This window comes from Veillonella dispar, assembly GCF_937975875.1.
GTDB classification, from domain to species: Bacteria; Bacillota; Negativicutes; order Veillonellales; family Veillonellaceae; genus Veillonella; species Veillonella dispar_B.
Genome location: NZ_CALJSP010000104.1, coordinates 1 through 23863, shown reverse-complemented (window position 1 = coordinate 23863; position 23863 = coordinate 1). Strand labels below are relative to the sequence as shown.

Genomic DNA, 23863 nt, shown 5'->3' with positions numbered 1-23863 from the left:
CAAGCATAATATTGTAGTTACTTACATTCGTTTCAGCCTCTAATTGTAAGTTTGGTAAATAAGAGCCACTTACAAAGTGTGCATTCCCCTTCGTAATATTAAATACATGACTTAAGTATTTGAATGTACCAGATTTAACATCAAACTGGCCACTAGCAGTTGGGTTTTGTAATGTGCCACCGAAATGAACATCACCACCGATAAACATGTTATATAGAGTTCGATCATATAAGCGTACTCCTTTACCAGCATGAATATTAACATCTACACCCATATTAGTACTACTTTCACTAGACTGTAAAGAAAGAGGAATCTTAAATTGGATGTTTTCTAGGTCCAAATTACCTATCAAGGTAGGTAATCCATCACGTTCTGCAATGTAAAGTTCCCCATTTAACGGTCCCTTAATATATTCGCTACCTACATCTAAACCATCTAGTTGAACGGCAGCCTTATAGTTAGTAAGCTCATGGCCAGACCAATTTACCTTAGCAGCTAAACCGGCTGAACCTTTCCCCATATTAATGCGGGATTGGAAATCACCTTGCTGTCCTGAGAAGATTAAATCCCCATCAATCCCTGTAATTTCATTATCTACATTAGCCAGCTTCATAGTGCCATTACGTACAGAAACCGTACCATATGCCTCTGGTTGTTCCACAGTACCAGTAAGTCTGATTACCCCTTTTAACGGACCTGTTGCCTCCTTAACACTAGTAGTAACAAGAGGAATAACAGCCATATCAGCTTCGTTAAAATCGATAGTTACGTCCATAGATTTAGCATTACTAGCTTCTATGTAACCAGAGGTATAAAGTGCAGCCAATGGGATTTTACCATAAATACTAAGTTTATAGCCTCCCTTTGCACCTTGGATCCGTTGAATTTGAATAACATGATCTTGCATAGTAGCTAATACAAACCCTTCATCAATGCCAATTCCATTGAAAGAACCAGATTCTACCGCACCAGAAAGTTCAACCTTAGGGTTTTTAGTTTTTCCCGTAACATTCACAACACCAGTTACCCAACCTGTAGCTTGAATGTCCTTACCCATAAGTGGTAAGAATGGTACTATGTCAACATCTTTTAAAGCGACTTGTAAGTCAGCTTCGCCATCTAGATCCAATGTACCGCCCATGGCAATGAGCCCTTCATCAACAGGTAGTTTTAAGGTCGTAATTTTAAACTTTCGATTAGCTAAGCTAGCATCAATCGTTGCATCACCAACAACCTTGTTATCAATACTAACTTCATTAATTTTACCGTCAACAGTAACACTTGGATTATCCTTTGTGCCACCAATTTCAACAGAACCGTTTAATTTACCATCAAGATGCTCATTTTTACGATCTAACAGTGCTAATAGATTCTTGACACTACCATTAGTAACATCTAAAACACCAAATAGCTGTTGACTATCGTCGAGCTTCATGCCGCCTTTAGCAACATAACGACCACCATTTGATTCAGCAAAAGAAAAGTCTTGTACATTTACAACGGATTTATCTGCATAGACATGACCATGTAGATCTGTCAACAATTGGCCATTGATGGATAAAGCATCAGATAAAACATATCCATTAAACTGAGGATTATCCATAGACCCTGTTATAATACCACGGCCATCTAATAAACCATCTACTTTATAGTCAGTATTGATGAGCAGTCTACCCATATCGATTTTCTTACCTTCAAAATCAATATTAATAGCCTCTTTCGATACTGTGCCACCACCTGTAATAGTCGCTCCGTACCCTTCAATGTCAAAACGATATAACTCTAATCTTTCATTTTTATAGTTATATTTTGCAAAAGCATTAGTTACAAGCTTGCCATAGGCAGATCCATCCCATAAGTGAGCTCGTCCTTCTACAATAGGATGAGCCGCAGTCCCTGTTATATGATTATCGGTTTCAAACCATCCTGTAATAGGAATGTCAGTGACAGGGCGAATTAAATTTTCAATACGCACTGCGCGAGCTTTAGCATTTAAATCTAATGCATCAGTATTGATATTATACCAACCTGTAATATCATAACCACCACTACCGTCACCAATATGACCATTGGTAATGGTTAGAACATGATTGTCTAAAGTAATATCACTATGAATATCATTAAAATGAGCACCCTTATAAAGAACCTCTTGTCCCCATACAGTACCAGTCACATTAGGGTTATCTAAGGCCCCTTTTACATTAATAGACGTGCTAACAGTACCAGCAACATCGTCACCTATAATTGGACTAAGCGATGTCAACGGTAAAGCATTACCAGAAATCGTGGCATCCACTTGACCATTTTGAATAGAACCATATCCACTAAAGGATCCAGTTCCCATATTCCCAACCATAGTAATGTTGGTAAGATTATCACTATGGGTCAAATCCGCTTTTACAGAGTCAAGGATGACACCACGCACACCAATGTGATGACCTTGAACAGCACCAACCAGATCGGTAAGTTGATTATTCTTACCCAAAACGTGGATTTCTCCATCAATGGTTCCCGTAATAGGCATAGTCATATCTTGTGTGAAAGTATCCAACGATAAGGCATGAACATTTGCAACAGCGTCAAAATCACCTGTGTCTACGACATATTGACCTTTAACTTTGGCATTACCAGCGCCAATAGATAATTGGGCATCATCGATACGAACCAATCCTTTATCGTATACTACATTTCCTTGCACTCGGTCCACATGGTACCCTTTGTAAGAAATACCATCACCACCGATTATCGCATCTACGCGAGGCGCTACAGTGGTACCACCAATATGTGCGCGACCGCCAACAACACCTGTAATCCCCACATCAGTAATAGCTTCTAGCGCTACCTTATCCGCCACAACATTAAGGTTTAAATATTCTTCCTCTTTTCCTAACGTAATGAGACCATTAAGTTTTGCTGCTTGATCATTAATACGCCAAGAGCTATGGCTAATGACAATTTGGTCGTGATTTAACATAATACGACCTTCCCCATCAGTAATAGTATAGGTCGTATTTCCACGTTTATAAGTACCGCTTAATCCTTTGAACCCTACATTACCACTCATAACATATTGGCCATCTTCACTTTTAATATTGAGATGTAAATCTTGTAATTTCCCCTTCGATACAACTAGATCCTTACGTAACGGAACAAAGCTCATAATGCCAGCCGTACCAATTTCATCAGCTTGTACAAACACATCAAAATTAGACACATCATCCATGTCTATATTGCCATTTACAAGAACAGAGGAACCATCTATATCAGCCGTAAAAGCCCCTTTAGACATACCACTCATATTGAGTGCAACAGTACCATCAAGCTTTTCAACATTTCGTTTTATTCCATCTTTAGTACGTAACGCTACACGACCATTATTTATGGTAATGTCACCATCAAAACTGCCGGACTTATTTGGATCAGATGGTTTTACTAACTTTTCTACACTCCAAGATCCATCGACCAATTGCCATATATGGAGATCAGGAGCCTCCACTGTAACACTCGAAATAGCTGTTGCCCCTGATGTATTACCACCAATTATGCTCGGCAATGCAGATAGTTTAACCCCCACTGCTACATCTTGTGCAGTTCCTACTAAGTGTCCATCTCGATCTTTAATCACCACATCGGATAGAACTACATCGCCATTCCAATTGATACGAAGAGAATCATAGTCCACAGATCCGTTTATGGCATTATTTACTTGTTCTTTAACCATAGGAGCCACATAGGTCTGAGCTATAGGGTTTATACTAGCACCCACTGCAGATAAGCCTAAAATCGCCGCTCCTATGAGACACCACTTTTTACGGGTCATAATGATCTCCCATACACATTATGAATAATATAAATATATATACTAATCTTACCACACACAAAGTAATAACTATAGTATTTTAAGGGTAAATTTTATAAAACTAATATATTTTTTTACTAATCATTTTCTGCAATAACTACAGATAAAATTATTTTAAACATTACCATAACATAAAAATGAAAATATACAATGAATCTACGCTTTATAAATCTATAACAAAAAAAAGACGACCGAAGTCGTCTTTTTTAGTATTCTATTATTGATTGCCACCAAGTTGTGCTAATTGTTCAGCTGCACCACTGTTTGCAATGATTTCTGCGCCTTGTCCAACTGGAGTATTCAATGGAACACCTGTCAATTGTTCAAGAGCTGCAATGCTAATGTTGTAATTATAAAGAGCTTGTACATAGTTATTACGAGCATCTGTTAATTTAGTTTCAGCATCGAGTACATCAAGGTTTGTACCAACACCTGCACGATAACGAAGTGTAGCAATGCGGAAGCTTTCTTGACCTTGAGCGACTGCAGTTTGAGTGCTTTGGATTGTTTGCTCTGCAGAACGCAAGTTCAAGTATGCTTTTTGTACGGCTAATAATACAGCATCAACAGTAGCTAAATTAGCTTCTTTAGCTTGTTCAAGTTGTGCATTTGCTTTTTTAATAGCATTTTGTGTAGCACCGCCGTCCCATAAACTCCAGGATGCAGTAGCACCTACACTCCAAGATTTTGTACTTGTTCCAAAGTAACCATCTGGATCAGCATAGCCACGACCTGCTTTTACTGCTACAGTTGGTAAATAACCAGATTTAGCAGATTTTACGGCTTCTTCTGCAGATTTTACATCAAGGGCAGATTTTACAAGAGCAGAACGATGAAGTAAAGCATATGCTTTAGCTTGTTCCAATGTAATATTATAAGGTTTATATTGTAAATCATGTTCTGCCGTATTAATAGCTGTTTGTACAGGATATGCAATGACTTGATTTAAACTTGCTTCTGCTAAATTTGCAGCATTTTGAGCTTTAACAAGGCTCGTTTCAGAGTCAGCAAGATTTGTTTTAGCAGCCAACACATCAGAACTAGCTACCAAGCCAACATTATATTGAGCTTGCACATTTGTTACATGACCTTGGTAATCTTTAACAGCTTGTTGAGCCACATCAACAAGATTACGGTTCATGATCAATGTATAATAGCCACTGATTGCATCGTATTTTGCTTGTTGCAATGCTTCTTCATAACTAGCGCCAGTACCTTCACGTGTATAACGTGCAGAGTCAATACTTGCATCAAGTTGAGGATTAAATACAGGAGCACTAATGGAGAAGTTATGACTACCAGATTTACCGCGTCCAGTATCACCACCGGTTTTTTGAGCAGACCAACCATAGCTAACGCTAGGGTTTTTACCTGCTGCTACTTGGCTAACTGCAGATTTAGCAGCTTCATAACCCCATTTAGTTTGTTTTGCGGTACGGTTATTAGCTAATGCCAAATCTATAGTACGAGACTCATCGAGGTCCAATTTGCTCTCATATGTTTTGCTATCTTGAACAGATTTTTCAGCTAATTGCTTTTGTGTTAATTGAATAGCTTCTTTTTGATATTTGCTTAATTGATCTCCATTATTAACGGAAGTTGTAACTACATCAGCAGCCATTGCACCTGTAGTAGCTAAGGAGAGCATTACACCCAAGGATAAAACCTTTTTATTCATAATATGTACCTCCATATTCACCTAGAGTGAATGTATTAGTCTTTAGAATACTTGTTTGATACCAAAGTAGGTACCACCATTCGTAGAACCGAATGGTCTGGTCATTTGAATAACCCCATAAGTATCTTTATGTAAACGTATGTCACTACGAATACGATATTTACGATGATTAAGATCATACATAGCAGCAGACAAGGATACAGGACCACGTAAATTATAATCTACGCCCACGCCCAATTCACTTTCAAAAATACCGCCCCGTACTAGCCATTTAGAGCTAACGAACCGACCTGCATTTAAATCGAATTTAGTGCCATCACCGATATTGGAAAGGCCAAGCTCCGCCATACCTTTATCATTATAAGCACGAACGCGACCATTGATGCGGAATTCATCATCTGTTGTGTTATATAACAAATCTACAGAAGGCTCAACTTTAGTAGATGACTTTTTTTCAACGTTATTTCCATCTACTACATTTCCACTTTCATCAGTTTGATATGCTTTACCACCCATCAATTTATTGATGCGAGCTGAAATTTGTGCCGTATTATGTAATGTTTCCTTAATATTTTGCTGTGCTTTAGGATCTGTCACAGTAGACTCCATTGAACGAGCCATATTATCTACACGATCCGTAGTTTGTTTTAAATTAGTCAAAATCGCACGCATATCATTGCCTGCATTACCATCTGCATTAAATTGTTGAGCAGCTTGATTTAGCTGTGCCGTTACATCAGCCATATTTTGTGTAATCGCTACAGCATTATCAGCCATCGTTGCCGTAGATTGTAAGGAATGCTTAAGTGCATTTTGCGTTGCTGGATCACCAATAATATTATTGATAGATTGCAACATTTTTTCGGTGCCATCCATTAGTTTTTGAGCGCTTTGCATCGCTTTATCCATAGCGTCTGCACCTTCGCCCTTAACAGTGTCACCATCTTGTAAAAATACCTTAGATTGGCCTGGTGAAATTTGAATAAACTTATCACCTAAAAAACCATCTGATCCCAATGTGAACGTAGAGTCACTTGGAATTTGTGTTTTTTCATCAAGCTTCATTTTTACTACTACACCATGTGGTGTAATCTCTATATCAGAGACATTACCGATGGCCACACCTGAGTATTTAACTTGATTGCCATTTTTTAGGCCATTAACTTGAGCAAAATCACCGGTAATCGTCATTTGCGGTTTAGCCCATATATCAATGCGGCCTACAAACAGTATGCCCGCAACAAATAATGCTATACCTATTATCGTGAAAGCCCCTACCTTGGCCTCCGTTGTCCACTTCATTATACATCTCCCATCGCAGATACGTTAATTGGTTCTGCTTCACCATGAATAAACTGTTGTACCTTTTTATTTGTAGAATTCTTAAAGTCTATTGTATCAGAAATTTCCACAAATTTCCCCTTATCAAGTAAGGCTATGCGATCAGCTACATAAAATGCAGATTGCATATCATGCGTTACTACAATAGAGGTACAACCAAGCCGTTGTTGCATTCCCTTAATGAGCATACTAATCGTACCGGATGTAATAGGATCCAAACCGGATGAAGGTTCATCATAGAGAATTAAGCTTGGATCTAGCGCTATGGCGCGAGCTAAACTAACGCGCTTTTTCATACCCCCAGACAATTCGTTAGGCATATAGGATTCATACCCTTTCAAACCGACCCAATCGAGTCGCTCTGCTACAATGCGTTTTATTTCATCATCTCCTAAGTCCGTATGCTGACGTAAGCCAAAGGCTACATTTTCACCTACCGACATAGAGTCAAATAATGCAGAGTATTGGAATACCATCCCCATTTTTCTTCGTACTGTATTAAATTCATCTTCAGATAATGTTGTAATATCTGTGCCATCTACTATAATCTGTCCCGATGTAGGACGCTGCAAGCCAATCAATAAGCGAAGTAGTGTACTTTTACCACTACCACTACCACCTAATATGACTAACGTCTCCCCATCATCGATGTTGAGATTAATAGAGTCTAAAATCACACGTGACTCATAGGCAACTACAACATTGCGTAGTTCTATCATAAATCCCTCTAATGTATCTACTAATATAACAAGGTAGATAAAAAGTAATTTAATACAAATACTAAAATGATACTAGTTACTACAGAACTAGTTGTGGAGAAGCCAACTGCTTCAGCGCCCATTTTAGTTTCCATCCCCTTGTAAGCACCTACCAATGCGATGACAGCACCAAATACGCTAGATTTCAAAAGACCTAGTGTAAAGTCTGAAATGGTAGAAAACATTTGAATAGAATCTAAATAAGTACTTGGCGCCAGACCTTTGATAGCAGTAGCTACAAAGTAACCACCTGCAATACCAATGACTACACCATAAAATGCCAAAATAGGCACCATAATCATACATGCTACTACACGAGGTACCACGAGATAACCAACAGGATCGACAGCCATAACACGTAGCGCATCAATTTGTTCAGTTACCTTCATTGTACCAATTTCAGCCGTGATAGCGGCGCCAACACGGCCGGCCAGTACAACCCCTACTAAAATAGGCCCTAACTCACGACCCATAGCAACAGCCATAAGACCACCCACAGTACTTTGTGCACCATATGTAATCAATACATCTGTAATCTGTAAGGTCATAACCGCACCAGCAAACAGTAATGTTAAGCTAATAATCGGCAATGAATCTACACCTAGGTGAGCCATCTGCTGAAATACATGCCACAGGTTAATCATTTTCAGTTGTCTTATTGTTTGCCACACTAATAATGTAGCACTACCCATCTGTGATAGGCCGTTCATTACAGTACGTCCTATCGATTCTAGCCAATTCAACAGTTTAGCCCTTTCCCCTTACATTTTCAGCTTATTCAGCTGCATTAGTATCATTTACTTTAGATTCATCCTTTTTATCAGGCGTTTTTTGGTCTTGTTTATCAGACTTTTTCACATCTTGTTTATCAGACTTTTTCACATCTTTTTTACTGGATTTATCCTTTTTAGATTGGTCTTCCAATTCTAATTTATGTTCCATCTTGCTTTGATTTTTAACTTCTTTTACGCGTTTAGCTAATGCTTTATCGCGATCGGCTGGTTTCATAACATGAATTGTAAATTGACCATCACCTTGAACGATGTATTCCGTATCAATAGCAGTTTTTTCAATTTGATTATCATCGTCCTTACTAGAACTCAAATCTTCTTGACCTGTTTTTTTCTTTACATCCCCTGGCATAGGTTTTGATTCCACATCTTTAAGTTTAGCTTTTTTAACAGATTGGGAACCATCTTCATCAACAAGACTAATGCCATCTTCTAAAAACTCTACAACGATTTGATTATTTGTATCAGTCTTTTGAATTTCATCGTAAAGTTCATTAAAATCTTTATGAACTTTTAAGCGACGTAAAATTTCATCAGTTAAATTATATTTTTGCTTTTCTAATACATAAGGTAATGGGATTTCACCGCCCCCACGTACCTCTAAGGTATACTTGCCAACAGCTTGATCCTCAGGAACCTTAAAGAAGATTTGTTTAACGACCTTCTCACCGCGGAACGGCTCCAACGTTACATCTACAACGATTGTATCACCAGGGGAAACAATGGTTGAAGATGCAGAGGCATCAACAAGCTTAGCTGTTTTCTTATCTTGTGTCACCTCAGTTTCTACAGAGATGTCAGAAATTTCATAATTAATGAATCGGTTATTCATAAGAACGTCGATAACATTATAGAACTCATCAACAGCCTTCTCAGAGATAGAGTCAGAGCTATAGAACATATTAGTTCGCGTCAACGGTTTATGCTCTTTACCTCTTGGTGTGATTGTATAAGAAATAGTAGCCGTACCAGCGCCACTACGATCCAACGTTTTATTCAACATGTTATATAGAGATGTAGCCGCTAAAGTCGGTGTCATCTCACTATCTTCAATAACCTTAACAGAGCTAGTTTTATCACGCCCCATATCAAGGTCTTTCAAATGGAATCGCATAGGGATCCCTGGAGAAATCACACCAGAAACACCTGCAATACCAGCACCTCTATCTTCAGTTACAGAGCCAACTTCCTTGCCCATAGAGCCCAATTTGAAAGCAGCATCATAACTTTTAACTACTGTAAAGATGCTTGCATTATGCATGAAGTAGTTTGAGGAGCCATGTTTTAAGAATGGATGACCAAAGGCAACAATCTTTTCACCATCTACATAGGTAACAGTACCAATGGCCCCCAGTTTTAGGTCACCATCAACTAGTAATGCTGCTACAGAACCACCGGCTTCTAGAGGTTTAGCAATTTCATCACCACTAGCACTTGCCGTATCATATGTTTCATATTTATATTGTGGCAACTTGGATTTGAAGTAATCCATGGATGCTGCATCAAAGCCATAAGCCATAAGTGGCGTGCCAAGAGGGATCAACTGTTTATCGTCCCATGGTTTGGATAAGTTCTTTTCATATGGAATATTCCATAATTTCACCATATCCTCGATAGGGGTAATCATCCCAATCGTACCATCTGCAAAGCCCCAGCCATAAGCAACAGCACCAACGAGCTTACCATTTATATATACAGGACTACCACTCATGCCATGAGCGATGCCGCCTGTTTTTTCCATAACAGGACCAGAGAACTTCGCTAAAATAAGATGACCAGATGGTCCCTTATCCTTCATGACACCAAGTACCTTTACATCAAAGGTAGAAATGGTATCTCCTACAATTACAGTTTTTGCAATGCCTTCCATACCTGTAGTTACATCATTGACAGGCATGAAATCAACAGCCTGTGCAGCTGTAAGTGAAGTACAGAAGAAAAGCGCCAGTATCGCTTTTCTATACCGACGCCAAGAATGAGAAAACTTCATTCCTTCTCTCCTTTATTTACTTTCTACTGTGACAACGATTTGATCACGAGAAACGTCTGAGCCCACTGTAACATTAACCGCCGTTACAGTACCAGTTACAGTAGATTTAGCAGCAGCCATAGGGCCAGCCAATGTCTCTACAGTTACCAATGTTTGACCTTCTGTTACAGCAGAGCCAACAGAAACTGTAGAAGCAACTTTACCTGTTAATACACTTTGGTATGATACAGGGGCCGCCATTACAGAGCTAACACTTAAAATGCCTAAAGCAGCTAATGCCAACACTACTCTTTTCATAACGATCCCTCCTTTTACAAAATTAGTTATGTATTTATAGTATACTAAATTATTACTAATATTTCAAACAAAATTGTATGCAACGAATTCATTTTATAATTACAATATCCTCATAGGTCGTAGGATTTGAAGTCGCTTTATGAACGTATGTATCATTGACTACTAAATCAACACTACCTTGATTCGATAATTCAGCACCATCCACGACGCCTAGTTTGGATAATAGTTGAGCCCCTTCTTGTTGTGTAACCCCTACGGATTGAAGCCCAGCTTTATCAACAGTAAGAACCACCAAATTATGATCTTTAGTAGTTCCTATAAAACTACGAGCTTTATTATGGGTCCCATCAGCACCAACATAGTTACCATTTTTCAAAACCATAGTACCTGCTTGTAAAGCTGCTCCACCAGTGGTATTCACTTGTGCCAACTCCGGTCTATTTTGAATCGTAATCGGTGTGCCCACCTTTAATTTACGTAACGCATCCCTAGATTCTCCATGACCAGATAATACGTATTGGTTTTCTCCAATTTTAGAATTCCCTTTTTGACCACTAACCACCTTGCCATTAGCAACAGTCACTTCGTATCCAAAGTCATTAGTCTTTGTAGATGCCCCATACGCTGATGTATATAGAGTCAAAGCATTTTCTTTACGACTTGTATTAACAGAGGTAATCAGGAATGTATCTTTCTGTGTTTTAGCCTGTAGTAAAGGTCTTTTTTCTTCAATAAAATATCCACGATTTGGTGTATATCGCAAGGTGCCACGGTTAGAAATACGCTCTAAATCAATAGTTCCATCACTTGCTACCGAATAAGGGCGATCAAAACTACTACCTTTTACCTTTGCGCCAATTATAGCAGTATGCGATTGAACTACAGATGATAAGGGTTTACCTTCCGAAACATGAGCGACCACCATAGATGAATCATTGTCCACAGATAATGCAAAGGCTTGGATTTTTCCTTCTGCTACAGTGTTATTAATCTTGCTATACGTAACAGATTTATTTACATCCTTTGTTGTTTGTTGAGCATAGCTAGAAAACAAATCAACTACAATACGCGATGGCTTCTCCAATGTAAATTCATGATGTTGTACATCCTTGTTAGCCGTCAATGTTACTTGCAAAGATCCATTAACAGGTTGTAAGCCAATGCCTTTTAAAACACCTGTTTTTGTATTATTTTGCGCTATAGGACCCGTCAATCCATTTGTAGTACCACCAAGGTTAAGTGTAAGGGCATGTGTGGACTCATTATAAGAATTAGTCCAAGATACAGGCATTTCAGATACATCCAATACAATTCGACTTGTGCCTTCATGATTAGATACACGTACGCCTGTTAAATTCCCAGCCTCAGCATAAGGTATGGTACTGCCTAGAAAACCTAAAACAGCAAAAGTCATATATAAATATCGTTTCATATACAATTCCTCTATAGCGACAAACCATATTAATAAGGTTTATTTTTATACATCAATTTTATGCAATATACTTTTACTATAGTATACATCATAAAGATGAAAATTACAAAAAGAGGGCACTAAAAAACGAAGTTACTATCTACAGTTATTCCAATCATCAATGGCCTAACTATAAATAGCAACTTCGTCAATTTACATAGTATGTCAATACAATATTTTATTGTAATTCATCCAAGGTATCACGCAATTGTGACATTTCATCAAGAGCTTTAGCAACCCCTTTGATAACAGCATATCGTGGAGACTCTACCAAATACGATGCAATACCTACAGAACGTGTAATAACACGATCTAACCCATCGATGAGAGCACCGCCACCGGTAAGAATGATGCCGTGATCATTAATAGCCGCTACAAGTTCTGGTGGCGTTTTTTCTAAAATAGATTTAATTCCTTCTAGAATATTCATCACTTGCGCCTCTAAGGCACGTTGAATTTCTAAGGAATTAACAGCAACCATCTTAGGTAGTCCAGAGCTTGCATCACGCCCTCTAACCTCTATAGTTCGCTCCTTAGCACGACGATCTACAGTCCCGACAGAAATCTTAATCTTTTCTGCTGTTAAAGGTCCAATAACAAGTCTCTTCTTACGACGGATGTAACGGATAATAGATTCATTGAAGGAATCTCCCCCAATGCGAAGGGATTCACTTACAACAACACCCGTATCACAAAGAACTGCAATATCCGTAGTACCGCCACCAACATCGACAACCATGGCCCCAACTTGGTCTGCATCATTGAGACCTGTCCCCATAGCTGCCGCCAATGGTTCCTCTATCAAGACAGTCTTCTTGGCCCCAGTTCTAAGCAAAGCTTCTAAAATGGCCCGTTTTTCAACAGGTGTAATCCCAGATGGTACACATACGATAATACGCGTTTTCATCAATCTAGAAGCAGGCACGACTGAACGAATAAAATACTTTAACATAAATTCGGTCATATCATAATCTGCAATAACACCTGCTTGAACAGGGCGAATAACAGATATGCCTTTAGGTGTACGTCCTATCATAGTACGTGCAGCTTCGCCTAAGGCAAGAATATCCCCTGTTTTATCATCTTTCGCAATATAAGCTGGCTCATCTAAGACTAAGCCCTTACCTTTAGCGAAAATAAGAATATTCGCAGTTCCTAAGTCGATGCCCAAGTCAAAGTTTAATGAACGATTTAATCGTCCCATTAAATCGCCCACCTGCTCAGGACGAACTAGGCGCTTCAAGGTCATAGCTGGTGTAGTTTTTGCAATAGCTACAGTCTCACGATTACGACGTTCCACACGGCGCATCTTCGTGACTCTAACCATGGCTTCACGCATATTGGAAGCTAAATGGCTAGCTTGCTTTGCTACGCCCTCAGAAAGCTTTGTGGACTTGCGTTTTGTCCTACGCAATGGCTTTCGATTAGTGCTAGTTTTAGCATTTTCAACCTTAGCAGCACCTAAGTTTTGTTGCTCGTTGTATAAAGCCGGCCCTTTTGAGCGCCGGCTTCGTTTCTTTTTATTCTGTTTTGGCTCTGTACTTTTATTCGTCAACCCGAACAATATCAGCACCTAACCTTTGCAATTTACCTACGAAATCATCATAACCACGATCGATATGATGTAAACGACCAACTTCTGTTCTACCTTCTGCAGTCAACGCAGCACAAACAAGAGCCGCACCTGCACGCAAGTCTGTAGCATTAACTACAGCACCATGTAAGCGTGGCATACCTTCTACAATCGCTTGACGATTGTCGATATCGATATGAGCACCCATTTTGCGAAGTTCAGCAACATGCATAAAGCGGTTTTCAAATACAGTCTCTGTTACTGTACTTGTGCCTTCAGCGATTGTAGTAAGCGCCATAAATTGAGCTTGCATATCTGTTGGGAAGCCTGGGTATGGTAACGTTTTGATATCAACAGCTTTGATACCTTTACCAGTACTGATAACGCGAATGCCATCAATTTCTTCCTCTACAGTAACGCCAGCTTCTTTTAATTTAGCTACTACTGGTTTTAAATGTTCAGGCAATGCATTTTCTACAAATACGTCACCACCAGCCATAGCAGCTGCAATCAAGTATGTACCAGCTTCGATACGGTCAGGAATAACCGTATGAATTGCACCATGTAATTGAGGCACACCTTCAATGCGAATTACATTAGTACCAGCACCGCGGATATTAGCGCCCATTGCATTTAAGAATGTCGCTAAATCAACGATTTCAGGTTCTTCCGCAGCATTTTCGATAACAGTTTTACCTTCCGCCATAGAAGCGGCCATAATTACATTTTCTGTAGCCCCTACACTTGGGAAATCCAAGTAGATTTGAGTGCCTTTAAGGCCTTCTGGAGCATGTGCATATACATAATCTTCAGTAATTTCAATTTTAGCACCTAACGCTTCGAAAGCTTTTAGGTGAAGATCAATAGGACGTGCACCGATAGCACAACCACCTGGCATGGAGATTTTAGCCTCCCCTTTACGCGCCAAAAGTGGACCCATTACAAGGAAAGATGCACGCATTTTGCGTACAAGCTCATAAGGAGCTTCCGTAGCAGTCAATGTAGATGCATCGAAGATAATTTCATCATCTGCTTTATTACGAGTAATTTTAACCCCCAAAGACTCGATAACTTGGCAAATTGTACCTACATCTTCCAAATTTGGAATTTCAAGTAATTTACTAGGCGTTGATGCTAGCAAAGTACCGGCAATAATAGGGAGTACCGCATTTTTAGCGCTACTAACACGTACACGGCCTTCCAACCGGTTGCCACCTTGAATGATTAGCTTTTCCAACAGAATTCCTCCTACACTTTTATATCGATCATCTTGTATGAACTACAAGACGTTGTATTTATAACGTCATATACTAAATGTTATTATACTATTTTTCGATATATCTCATCAAGAGAATGTGTGAAAATACTGCGAAAAAAAGCCCCTCATTTTGAGGGGCTAAATTCTTATTTTGCTTTTAAGGATTTTAATTTCTCATCCATATGTACTGTGTCTAAGAAACGAACAGTACCAGTTTTAGAACGCATTACGATAGTATGTGTACGCGCACCACCTGGGAAGTATTGAATAGCATTCAATAAGTTACCGCGAGTAATAGCAGTAGCCGCAAAGATAACATCATCTGTACGAACAAGATCATCCAATGTAAGCACTTGATTTACATCGGTAATACCCATTTCATGACAACGACGAATTTCTTCTTCTGTTTCTGGTTTCAAGCGTGCTTGCATATCGCCACCTACACATTTCAAAGCAGCTGCAGCCAATACGCCTTCTGGTGCACCACCAGTACCAACAACCATGTGTACCCCAGAACCTTCAATACAACATTCCATAGCTGGATTAACATCGCCATCAGAAATTAACATAATACGTGCACCAAGATCACGGGCTTCTTTCATCAAACCATGATGACGTTCACGATCAAGCATAACAAGTGTAATTTCATCGACATTGCGATTCATTTTTGCCGCTACATTTTTAATATTTTCAGTTAAAGATTTAGTAATATCGATGGCACCTGCACCACGAGGACCAACGCAAAGTTTTTCCATGTACATATCTGGTGCATGTAACAAGCCACCTTTTTCAGCAATAGCCATAACTGCAATCGCACCATTTTGGCCTTTTGCAATCAAGTTTGTGCCTTCAATTGGGTCAACTGCGATATCTACTTCTGGGCCACCAGCACCTACATGTTCACCAATGTAAAGCATAGGCGCTTCATCAATTTCGCCTTCGCCGATAACTACAGTACCAGAAATACGAACAGAGTCAAATGCTTGACGCATTGCATCTACAGCAAGACCATCCGCTGCATCCTTCTGACCGCGACCAAGTAAACGACCACTGCGCAAAGCAGCCGCTTCAACGACACGAGCAAATTCCAAAGATAATGTACGATCCATAATAGGCCTCCTTATAAGTCCTGTGTGTATTGTAATATGACTCTTACATTGAGCCGAATACTTAACTTATTGATTAGCTTGTTTCCAATCTGCCATAAATTTTTCAAGCCCTGCATCCGTCAATGGATGTTTCATGGCTTGCATAAGTACTTTGAATGGTACTGTTGCAATATGAGCACCAGCTTTAGCACAATGAATAATATGCAATGGCGTTCTCACACTAGCCGCAATAATTTCAGTTTCAATGCCATGAATAGCAAATATATCTGCAATATCTTGAATCAATGTAAGGCCGTCCATGCTGATATCATCAATACGACCAACAAATGGGCTCACATAGGTAGCGCCAGCACGAGCTGCTAACAAGGCTTGATTGGCAGAGAAGATTAACGTTACATTAGTTTTAATACCTTCTTTGCTTAAAACCGCAACAGCTTTAAGACCTTCTGGAGTCATAGGCACTTTAATAACTACATTAGAGCCTAATTTTACAAGCTCATGAGCTTCAGCGATCATGCCTTCTGCATCTGAAGCAATAACCTCTGCACTTACAGGGCCTTCTACAAGATTTGCAATTTCAGAAATAACTTGTTTTAAATCGCGTTTAGCTTTCACGATAAGGGATGGGTTAGTAGTAACACCATCGATAAAGCCAAAAGCATACGCTTCTTTAATCTCATCAAATTCTGCGGTATCAATAAAGAACTTCATCAAATGCCCCCTCTTATTTTGCTGCCTTGATTACTTCTACGCCACCCATGTAAGGAACAAGTACCTTAGGAATTACAACGGAACCATCAGCTTGTTGGTAATTTTCCAAGATAGCTGCTACTGTACGGCCTACAGCAAGACCAGAGCCATTTAATGTATGAAGGAATTCTGGTTTACCTTTAGGTCCACGACGGAATTTAATATTTGCACGACGAGCTTGGAAATCAGTCATATTGGAGCAAGAAGAGATTTCTCTGTACTTGCCTTGAGCTGGCATCCATACCTCTACGTCATATGTTTTAGCAGAACCAAAGCCAATATCACCTGTGCAAAGTGTAATTACACGGAATGGTAATTCCAATAAACGTAATACTTCTTCTGCATTATCAGTTAACTTTTCTAATTCTGCATAAGAATCTTCAGGTTTAGCTAATTTAACCATTTCAACTTTGTTGAATTGATGTTGACGGATAAGGCCACGTGTATCACGACCTGCAGAACCAGCTTCAGCACGGAAGCACGCTGTAAATGCAGTGTAGTATTTAGGCAATTCTTCTTCGCTCAAGATTTCACCGCTATGATAATTAGTCAATGTAACCTCTGCTGTAGGGATCAAGAAGTATTCAGTATCCTCTACATGGTACATATCTTCAGCAAACTTAGGTAATTGACCAGTACCTGTCAAAGTTTCACGAGTTACCATATATGGAGTCATCATTTCAGTGTAGCCTTGTTTATCTACATGAAGATCAACCATGAAGTTAATAAGAGCACGTTCTAAACGAGCACCTAAACCTTTATATACTGTGAAACGAGCACCACTCATTTTACCAGCCCGATTGAAATCAAGGATATCAAGATTTTCACCTAAATCCCAATGAGCTTGTACCTCAAAGTCAAATTGACGTGGTTCGCCCCATTTACGTTGTTCCACATTTTCATCTTCATCAGCACCAACAGGAACAGATGCATCGCACATATTTGGCAACATCAAAGCCGCATCACGTAATTTAGCTTCTACATCGCGAATACGATTATCAAGCTCTGCAATATCATCGCCTACTTTTTTCATTTCTGCGATTTTATCATCCGCATTTTCTTTATTGCGTTTTAATTGGCTAATTTCTTCAGTTACGGAATTACGAAGAGCTTTTAACTCCTCTACTTTACCAATCAACTGACGACGTTCATCATAAGCGGATACAAAGGTTTCCAAATCGCCTTTCGTGTGACGATTATCTAAGTTTTGTTGCACTAAATCAATATTTTCACGGACAAATTTCAAGTCTAACATACTATAAACCTCATCTTCCAACTATGCTACGAACAATATATTCAATACGTTTAAGTATACCATATATTGGTGTATTTATCATTAAATTATAAGCCATCTACTAGATTTCTAATTAATTTTTATACTATTCATCATCGTCTTCTTCTAGTAAATAATCCTTTGCCATCCATTTTCGGGTACCTGTGAAAGAAATGGTTACCCATTTTTCAGTTGGATTCCCTCCGATTTCTTGGTCAATTTCATTGCGAATTGCATCGATTTCAGCAATCGTTTGATACGGAAAATTCTTACGAACTAAAATATCAATCTCAATAATTCGAGTGTTGCCATATACTTGTACACTAGAAACATAATCTTTGAAATTGTACTTTTCCATAAAGCGATCCATAATTTCTTGCACTTCATTATGCAATGAAGTCGGTGCCCATCCCAATACTTGTTTTACGGATGGGATGATAATACGGAATGCGGACGGTATCATCTGTACGGCTAATACGATGAGAACAATCGGGTCAATATACGCTGCCCAATCAGCATATGCAGTTCCTTCTAACATAATAGCCACTACAAAGCTGATCAAGATAGCTGCTTCAAGTAACGCGTCAACATACCAACTCACATTATCAAATTTAATTAAGTTGGACTGTAAGCTTTTATTAATTCGTCGTACATACAAGTAATAGATTGTATCAGCAACGGTAAAGAAGATGGCATAATAAATGGCTGGTCCAAAATCTACATGACGGCCACCCGATATCAGGTCTGTAATGCCACTAGATAGAGCGTAAATTACAATTAGTAATATAAAGAATCCTTCTACGGCGAGTACTAAAGGTTCAAACTGCCAATAGCCAAATTGAAAGCGCTTACTCGTTTCACGGGCTATTAACTTTGCCGTCATGAGCATCATGATCTTAATTACAACATCGACAAAGGAAAATACCCCATCTAATAAGACCGCACTAGATCCTGTAACAATCCCCATTATAGTGCCACTTACTGCTACAAGGGCCATTAGCCCTACGGATTGCATAAGTAACTTCTGTTCTATAGAGCGCCTTGCCCCTAATATATCCATCAAGTCCCCCACTTTCTTAATTTATACATCTTTTTATTATACACCACGGGCATTGATGCGCAACATGAGGTCAAAATAAAACAGGTAGCTTGCATGATATACAAACTACCTGCTATGGATACTATGTAAATTCTTTTTTATTGCCAGCTTTAATACAGGTTAACTATTAACCTTGAAAACCTTGAGGATTCAGTAATACCTGTCCCGCTACATAGCGCTCAACGATATGTCGATCATCACCAACATATAACCAACGCTCTAACCTCTCCTCTAAGGTGCGTTCATTCGGGTCAAATAGTGATGTATCATCAATGATAAGGGCATCTAGTTCACAGCCTTTTTCAAAGCTACCAACCTTACCAAAGAACTTACCTCCACCCTTTGTAGCCATATAGAAGGCTTCACTTAATGTGAGGGGCGCATAATTTGAATCCACTTCCACCCATTTCATCTTAGATAATCCAATTGCTTCTGTAAGAACCTTCGCCATTGATACAATATGACCGCCTGAGATATCAGAACCTAAACCAATCGGTATATTCCGTTTCATTAGCTTACGAATCGGTGCAATACCACTTGATAGATTTACATTGGAATATGGGCAATGCGATACCATAGTTTGTGTTTCAGCCATACGATCCATTTCGACATCACTTAAATGGATGCAATGAGCCATTACCGTTGGCGTCCGCCCAATCAATTTATGTTCATAATACACATCTGTATAATTTGGTGACTCCGGATGTAATGCTGCTACCCAATCAACTTCACCGTGATTTTCAGATAAATGGGATTGAACTGGTACCTTGTACTCTTCTGATAATGTACCAAGGCCATCCATTAACTCGCTCGTGCAAGATGGTACAAAACGAGGGGTAATAATAGGTTTTACCAATGGACCAAATTGAGCCGATGCCTCTAACCAGTCTTTCGTATCCGCTAAAGATTGACTTGTTTCTTCAATCAAGAAATCTGGGCTATTGCGGTCCATATTGACCTTGCCTACATAGGCAGATAATCCAGTTTTTTGTAAAAGTTCCATCAACACTAATGTGCTCTCTTTATGGATAGTGCCAAACAGTATACTTCTAGTAGTCCCATTGCGCCATAAGTCTTGGACAAAGGCGCCATATACTAACCGTGCATAATCTAGATCACTAAACTTTGCCTCTTCAGGAAATGTATAGGTTTCTAACCAAGGTAAGAGTTCTTTATCCATCCCAAGGCCACGATTACAATACTGTGGAGCATGTGCATGTGTATCTACAAAGCCTGGAATAATGAGATTATCACCATAATCAGTAACCTCACAATCTGCATAGGCTGGTGGAATACTTTCACCACAATATACAACTACACCATCTACGGCAATAATATAGCCATGTTGAATGGATATAAATTCTGAAGGACGCGGTGTATATAAGATATTCCCTTTTAAAATAACTGTCGAATTCATATAACCTCCTCGCGTAATTAGAGCCCTAAAATGCTAAGCTCATATAACACGCTAGTTTTTTCTTTAATAGACTATGCTATATGATTCATAGTATATGCTATTTAAATAGCAAAGTGAATGATGAACGCCACAGTCATAATTTACATCTCATATTCTTTTTTCAATACATAACCATACGCTTGTTTATAGCCATTAGCTTGTTCAGTAATGTATACGCCTTGTATTTCTGGCGCAAACCCCGGCAACAGATTAATACCTTCCTCTAAAGCCAAGAAATAGTCGCAAGCGGTCTTCGACCAACGCTCTCCAGGTTGCACGCATAATACACCAGGTGGGTACGGTAGAGCTCCTTCAAGAGCAATGCGACCTTCTGCCTCGCGTAGCGGTACTAATTCCCCCTTGTTACGTTGGAACTCAAAGTTTGCCTCCTGTGGATTCATGACATAGTCGGGGAAGTATTCATGGGAAAATAAGCGTTGTTGTAAGAGGCTTACATTTCTAGACTTATAAAAATCATGCATTTCTTGACATAGTTGACGAATACTATAACCTTTGTATGTATCTATATGACTATTGTAAATAGACGGTAACACTTCTTCCATCGGTGCATCCCGGTCTATGAGGTCTTCAAAGCGAACGAGTTCCTCCACGAGTGCATCCATCTTATGCTTAGATTCTGCTGGTGTCATAAGGAATAAGATCGTATTTAAATCACATTTTTCAGGAATGATTCGATTTTCCCGTAAATAATTAGCAAGAATATTAGCAGGAATACCAAACGCTTCATATTCTCCGGTCTCTACATTAATTCCTGGTGTAATCAACTGGAACTTACAAGGATCGATAAAATACTGCCCCTTACCATAGCCCTTAAATGAATGCCATTTCGCTTCTGGTTCAAAGGCAAAATAATTTACATCTTCCGCCATGACCTGTGTATTTCCGTCTTCCCATTTTTTGCCATGCACTATCGGTGGTACTAATGGACGGAGATATTTGCATTGCTTCAACACAGCTTTACGAGCATCAATAGCAACTTCAACACACTCACGCCACAGGTTTTGTCCCAACTCACCTTCATGGATTTTAGCATTTACATCGAGAGAGGCAAATAAGGGGTAAAATGGCGAGGTTGACGCGTGCATCATAAAGGAGTTGTTAAAACGTTTATGATCTACATAACGGTCTTGCCCCTTTATATGACTATCCTTCTTATGAATTTGAGAGGTTTGAGAAAAACCTGCTTGTTGCTTATGTACCGATTGGGTTACTAAAATCCCAGGATCATTTGGACCTAACTCTAATAATAGGGGACTACAATCTTTCATCATAGGAATAAACTGTTCATATCCGACCCAAGCAGAGTCAAAGAAAATATAATCACAAAGATGACCAATTTTATCTAATACTTGGCGTGCATTATAAATTGTACCATCATAGGTGCCTAATTGAATGACGGCTAGCCGGATAGGACGTTTGGCTCGAGCTTTTTCAGGCGATTTTTCTGCAATCAAAGATCGAATATAACTTTCATCAAAACAATGATCTAAAATACCGCCAATGGACCCAAAAGGATTGCGCGCTGTCTCAAGATATATAGGGGTAGCACCAGACATAACAAGACCACCATGGCAGATGGATTTATGATTATTCCGATCATATAAGATAATATCGCCCGGTGTTAACAGAGCATTAAGTACTACCTTATTCGCTGAAGATGTACCATTTAACACAAAATAGGTCTTGTCAGCATTATAGACTTTCGCAGCATGCGCTTGCGCATCATAAGCATAACCTTCATGAATTAAAAGATCTCCTAATTTTACATCTGCATTACAAAGGTCCGCTCTAAATATATTCTCCCCAAAGAAATTGTAAAAGGCGCGACCTGTAGGATGTTTATAGAAAAACTGACCACCTTGATGTCCTGGACAATCGAACTGTGAATTTCGTTCTCCCACATAATCGGATAAAGCACTGAAAAATGGTGGTAAAATAGAGGATTCATAATTTACAACAAATTTTTCAATCTCTAATTTGCAGTCGTCCAAACTTGTAGATGAAAACTCTATAATGGATGCTATGCGCTCCTTATATAAAGATAAATCGCTAGTTTCATCAAATCTTAGGACAATAACAGGTATACCAAAGGTATGAATTTGATTATTATTGATAAGCTCTAAGTCACAATCGCCAATGACAACGGCACCGACATCTATAAAATCTGTATCACAAACAGGAACACATAGACGACCCTCTATAGAGCTAATTTGGGATTGTACGGAATCAGATAAGGCAACCTTTAAATGTTTCACAGCCTCCTCCTTTCGTAACTATGTATCACACTCGATATATAATCAACACATATGAAATAAAACATAGTATAAAACATATAACGAATAAAAAGACTCCCTACTCAAAGAATAGGGAGCCTTTTAGTTTTAGATTATTCTGCTGCTTCTTCTTCAGCTTCAATATGCTTAGGAGCTTCTGGTTTCATCAATGGGAACAACAATACATCGCGGATGGATGCAGAGTCTGTTAAGAACATAACAAGACGGTCAATACCAACACCTAAACCAGCTGTTGGAGGTAAACCGTATTCAAGAGCTGTAACGAAGTCTTCATCCATACGGTGAGCTTCATCATCGCCAGCTTCACGTTCTTTCAATTGATCCAAGAAACGTTGTTTTTGGTCGATTGGGTCATTTAACTCGGAGAAGCCATTTGCCAATTCACGGCCATAAATGAATGCTTCAAAACGTTCTGTAGCCAAAGGATTTTCACGACTTGCTTTAGCAAGTGGAGAAATTTCTTTTGGATGACCATATACGATAGTTGGTTGAATCAAGTTTTCTTCTACATAATCTTCGAAGCAAAGATTTAAGATTTTACCAATACCATCATTTTCTGTGTATTCTACATTTAAGCGATCTGCAATAGCACGAGCTTCTTCTACAGTTGTGACTGCATCAAAGTCTTCACCAGTGTATTTTTTTACACCTTCAGCCATTGTGATACGATTCCAAGGTGGAGTCAAATTGATTTCTGTACCTTGGTATGTAATTTCTTGTGTACCGAGAACTTCTTGAGCACAGTAGGACACGAGGTTTTCTGTTAAGCGAATTGCATCCTCTACATCGCCATAAGCTTGGTAGGATTCAATAGTAGTGAATTCTGGATTATGACGGTTATCGAT

The 23863-nt window shown here is 39.1% G+C and carries 17 protein-coding genes; all 17 read right to left on the bottom strand.

The features are described from left to right. Positions 1–3820 (bottom strand): translocation/assembly module TamB domain-containing protein (locus Q7P05_RS04870; protein ID WP_303930827.1); only part of this gene is annotated, 3820 nt, incomplete at its 3' end. A 256-nt stretch (positions 3821–4076) separates the two neighbouring features. Further along, entirely contained in the window at positions 4077–5537 is a 1461-nt protein-coding gene (locus Q7P05_RS04865) for a TolC family protein (RefSeq protein WP_303930825.1), read from the bottom strand. A gap of 42 nt (positions 5538–5579) precedes the next feature. Further along, on the bottom strand, positions 5580–6839 hold the full coding sequence (locus tag Q7P05_RS04860) for an MlaD family protein (protein WP_303930823.1): 1260 nt from the start codon (positions 6837–6839) through the stop codon (positions 5580–5582). Beyond that, a complete protein-coding gene (locus Q7P05_RS04855; protein WP_303930821.1) occupies positions 6839–7597 on the bottom strand; it encodes an ABC transporter ATP-binding protein in 759 nt (252 codons plus the stop codon). Before Q7P05_RS04855 ends, Q7P05_RS04860 begins: the two co-directional genes overlap by 1 nt. Before the next feature lie 20 nt (positions 7598–7617). Beyond that, positions 7618–8379 carry an ABC transporter permease gene (locus Q7P05_RS04850; protein WP_303930819.1) on the bottom strand — a complete coding sequence of 254 codons (762 nt, stop codon included), beginning with the start codon at positions 8377–8379 and terminating at the stop codon, positions 7618–7620. A 31-nt stretch (positions 8380–8410) separates the two neighbouring features. Continuing rightward, a complete protein-coding gene (locus Q7P05_RS04845) occupies positions 8411–10417 on the bottom strand; it encodes a SpoIVB peptidase S55 domain-containing protein (RefSeq protein ID WP_005387254.1) in 2007 nt (668 codons plus the stop codon). A gap of 12 nt (positions 10418–10429) precedes the next feature. Continuing rightward, positions 10430–10714 carry a biotin/lipoyl-containing protein gene (locus tag Q7P05_RS04840; RefSeq protein WP_005387253.1) on the bottom strand — a complete coding sequence of 95 codons (285 nt, stop codon included), beginning with the start codon at positions 10712–10714 and terminating at the stop codon, positions 10430–10432. Between the two features lie 88 nt (positions 10715–10802). Next, the gene (locus tag Q7P05_RS04835; protein ID WP_303930817.1) at positions 10803–12146 is read right to left on the bottom strand and encodes a phosphodiester glycosidase family protein; all 1344 of its coding nucleotides are present in this window, start codon (positions 12144–12146) and stop codon (positions 10803–10805) included. Between the two features lie 217 nt (positions 12147–12363). Continuing rightward, on the bottom strand, positions 12364–13749 hold the full coding sequence (locus Q7P05_RS04830; RefSeq protein WP_227720993.1) for a rod shape-determining protein: 1386 nt from the start codon (positions 13747–13749) through the stop codon (positions 12364–12366). Continuing rightward, positions 13730–14995: a UDP-N-acetylglucosamine 1-carboxyvinyltransferase gene (gene murA / locus Q7P05_RS04825; protein ID WP_105086170.1), complete on the bottom strand. Its 1266-nt coding sequence runs from the start codon at positions 14993–14995 to the stop codon at positions 13730–13732. The genes Q7P05_RS04830 and murA overlap by 20 nt, the downstream gene beginning before the upstream one ends. A 167-nt stretch (positions 14996–15162) precedes the next feature. Continuing rightward, the gene (glpX, locus tag Q7P05_RS04820) at positions 15163–16125 is read right to left on the bottom strand and encodes a class II fructose-bisphosphatase (protein WP_005387249.1); all 963 of its coding nucleotides are present in this window, start codon (positions 16123–16125) and stop codon (positions 15163–15165) included. A 66-nt stretch (positions 16126–16191) separates the two neighbouring features. Beyond that, positions 16192–16836 (bottom strand): fructose-6-phosphate aldolase, encoded by a 645-nt coding sequence (fsa, locus tag Q7P05_RS04815; RefSeq protein ID WP_227720995.1) that lies wholly within the window; start codon positions 16834–16836, stop codon positions 16192–16194. Positions 16837–16849: 13 nt separating this feature from the next. Next, positions 16850–18130 carry a serine--tRNA ligase gene (gene serS / locus Q7P05_RS04810; RefSeq protein WP_227720996.1) on the bottom strand — a complete coding sequence of 427 codons (1281 nt, stop codon included), beginning with the start codon at positions 18128–18130 and terminating at the stop codon, positions 16850–16852. 124 nt (positions 18131–18254) lie between these two features. Next, a complete protein-coding gene (locus Q7P05_RS04805; RefSeq protein ID WP_227720997.1) occupies positions 18255–19208 on the bottom strand; it encodes a cation diffusion facilitator family transporter in 954 nt (317 codons plus the stop codon). Between the two features lie 166 nt (positions 19209–19374). Further along, positions 19375–20664, bottom strand: a complete 1290-nt coding sequence (gene guaD / locus Q7P05_RS04800) for a guanine deaminase (protein WP_303930814.1) — start codon at positions 20662–20664, stop codon at positions 19375–19377. A gap of 140 nt (positions 20665–20804) precedes the next feature. Beyond that, positions 20805–22979: an ornithine decarboxylase gene (gene speC / locus Q7P05_RS04795; protein ID WP_303930813.1), complete on the bottom strand. Its 2175-nt coding sequence runs from the start codon at positions 22977–22979 to the stop codon at positions 20805–20807. 131 nt (positions 22980–23110) lie between these two features. After that, positions 23111–23863 (bottom strand): amino acid--tRNA ligase-related protein (locus tag Q7P05_RS04790; RefSeq protein WP_303930811.1); only part of this gene is annotated, 753 nt, incomplete at its 5' end.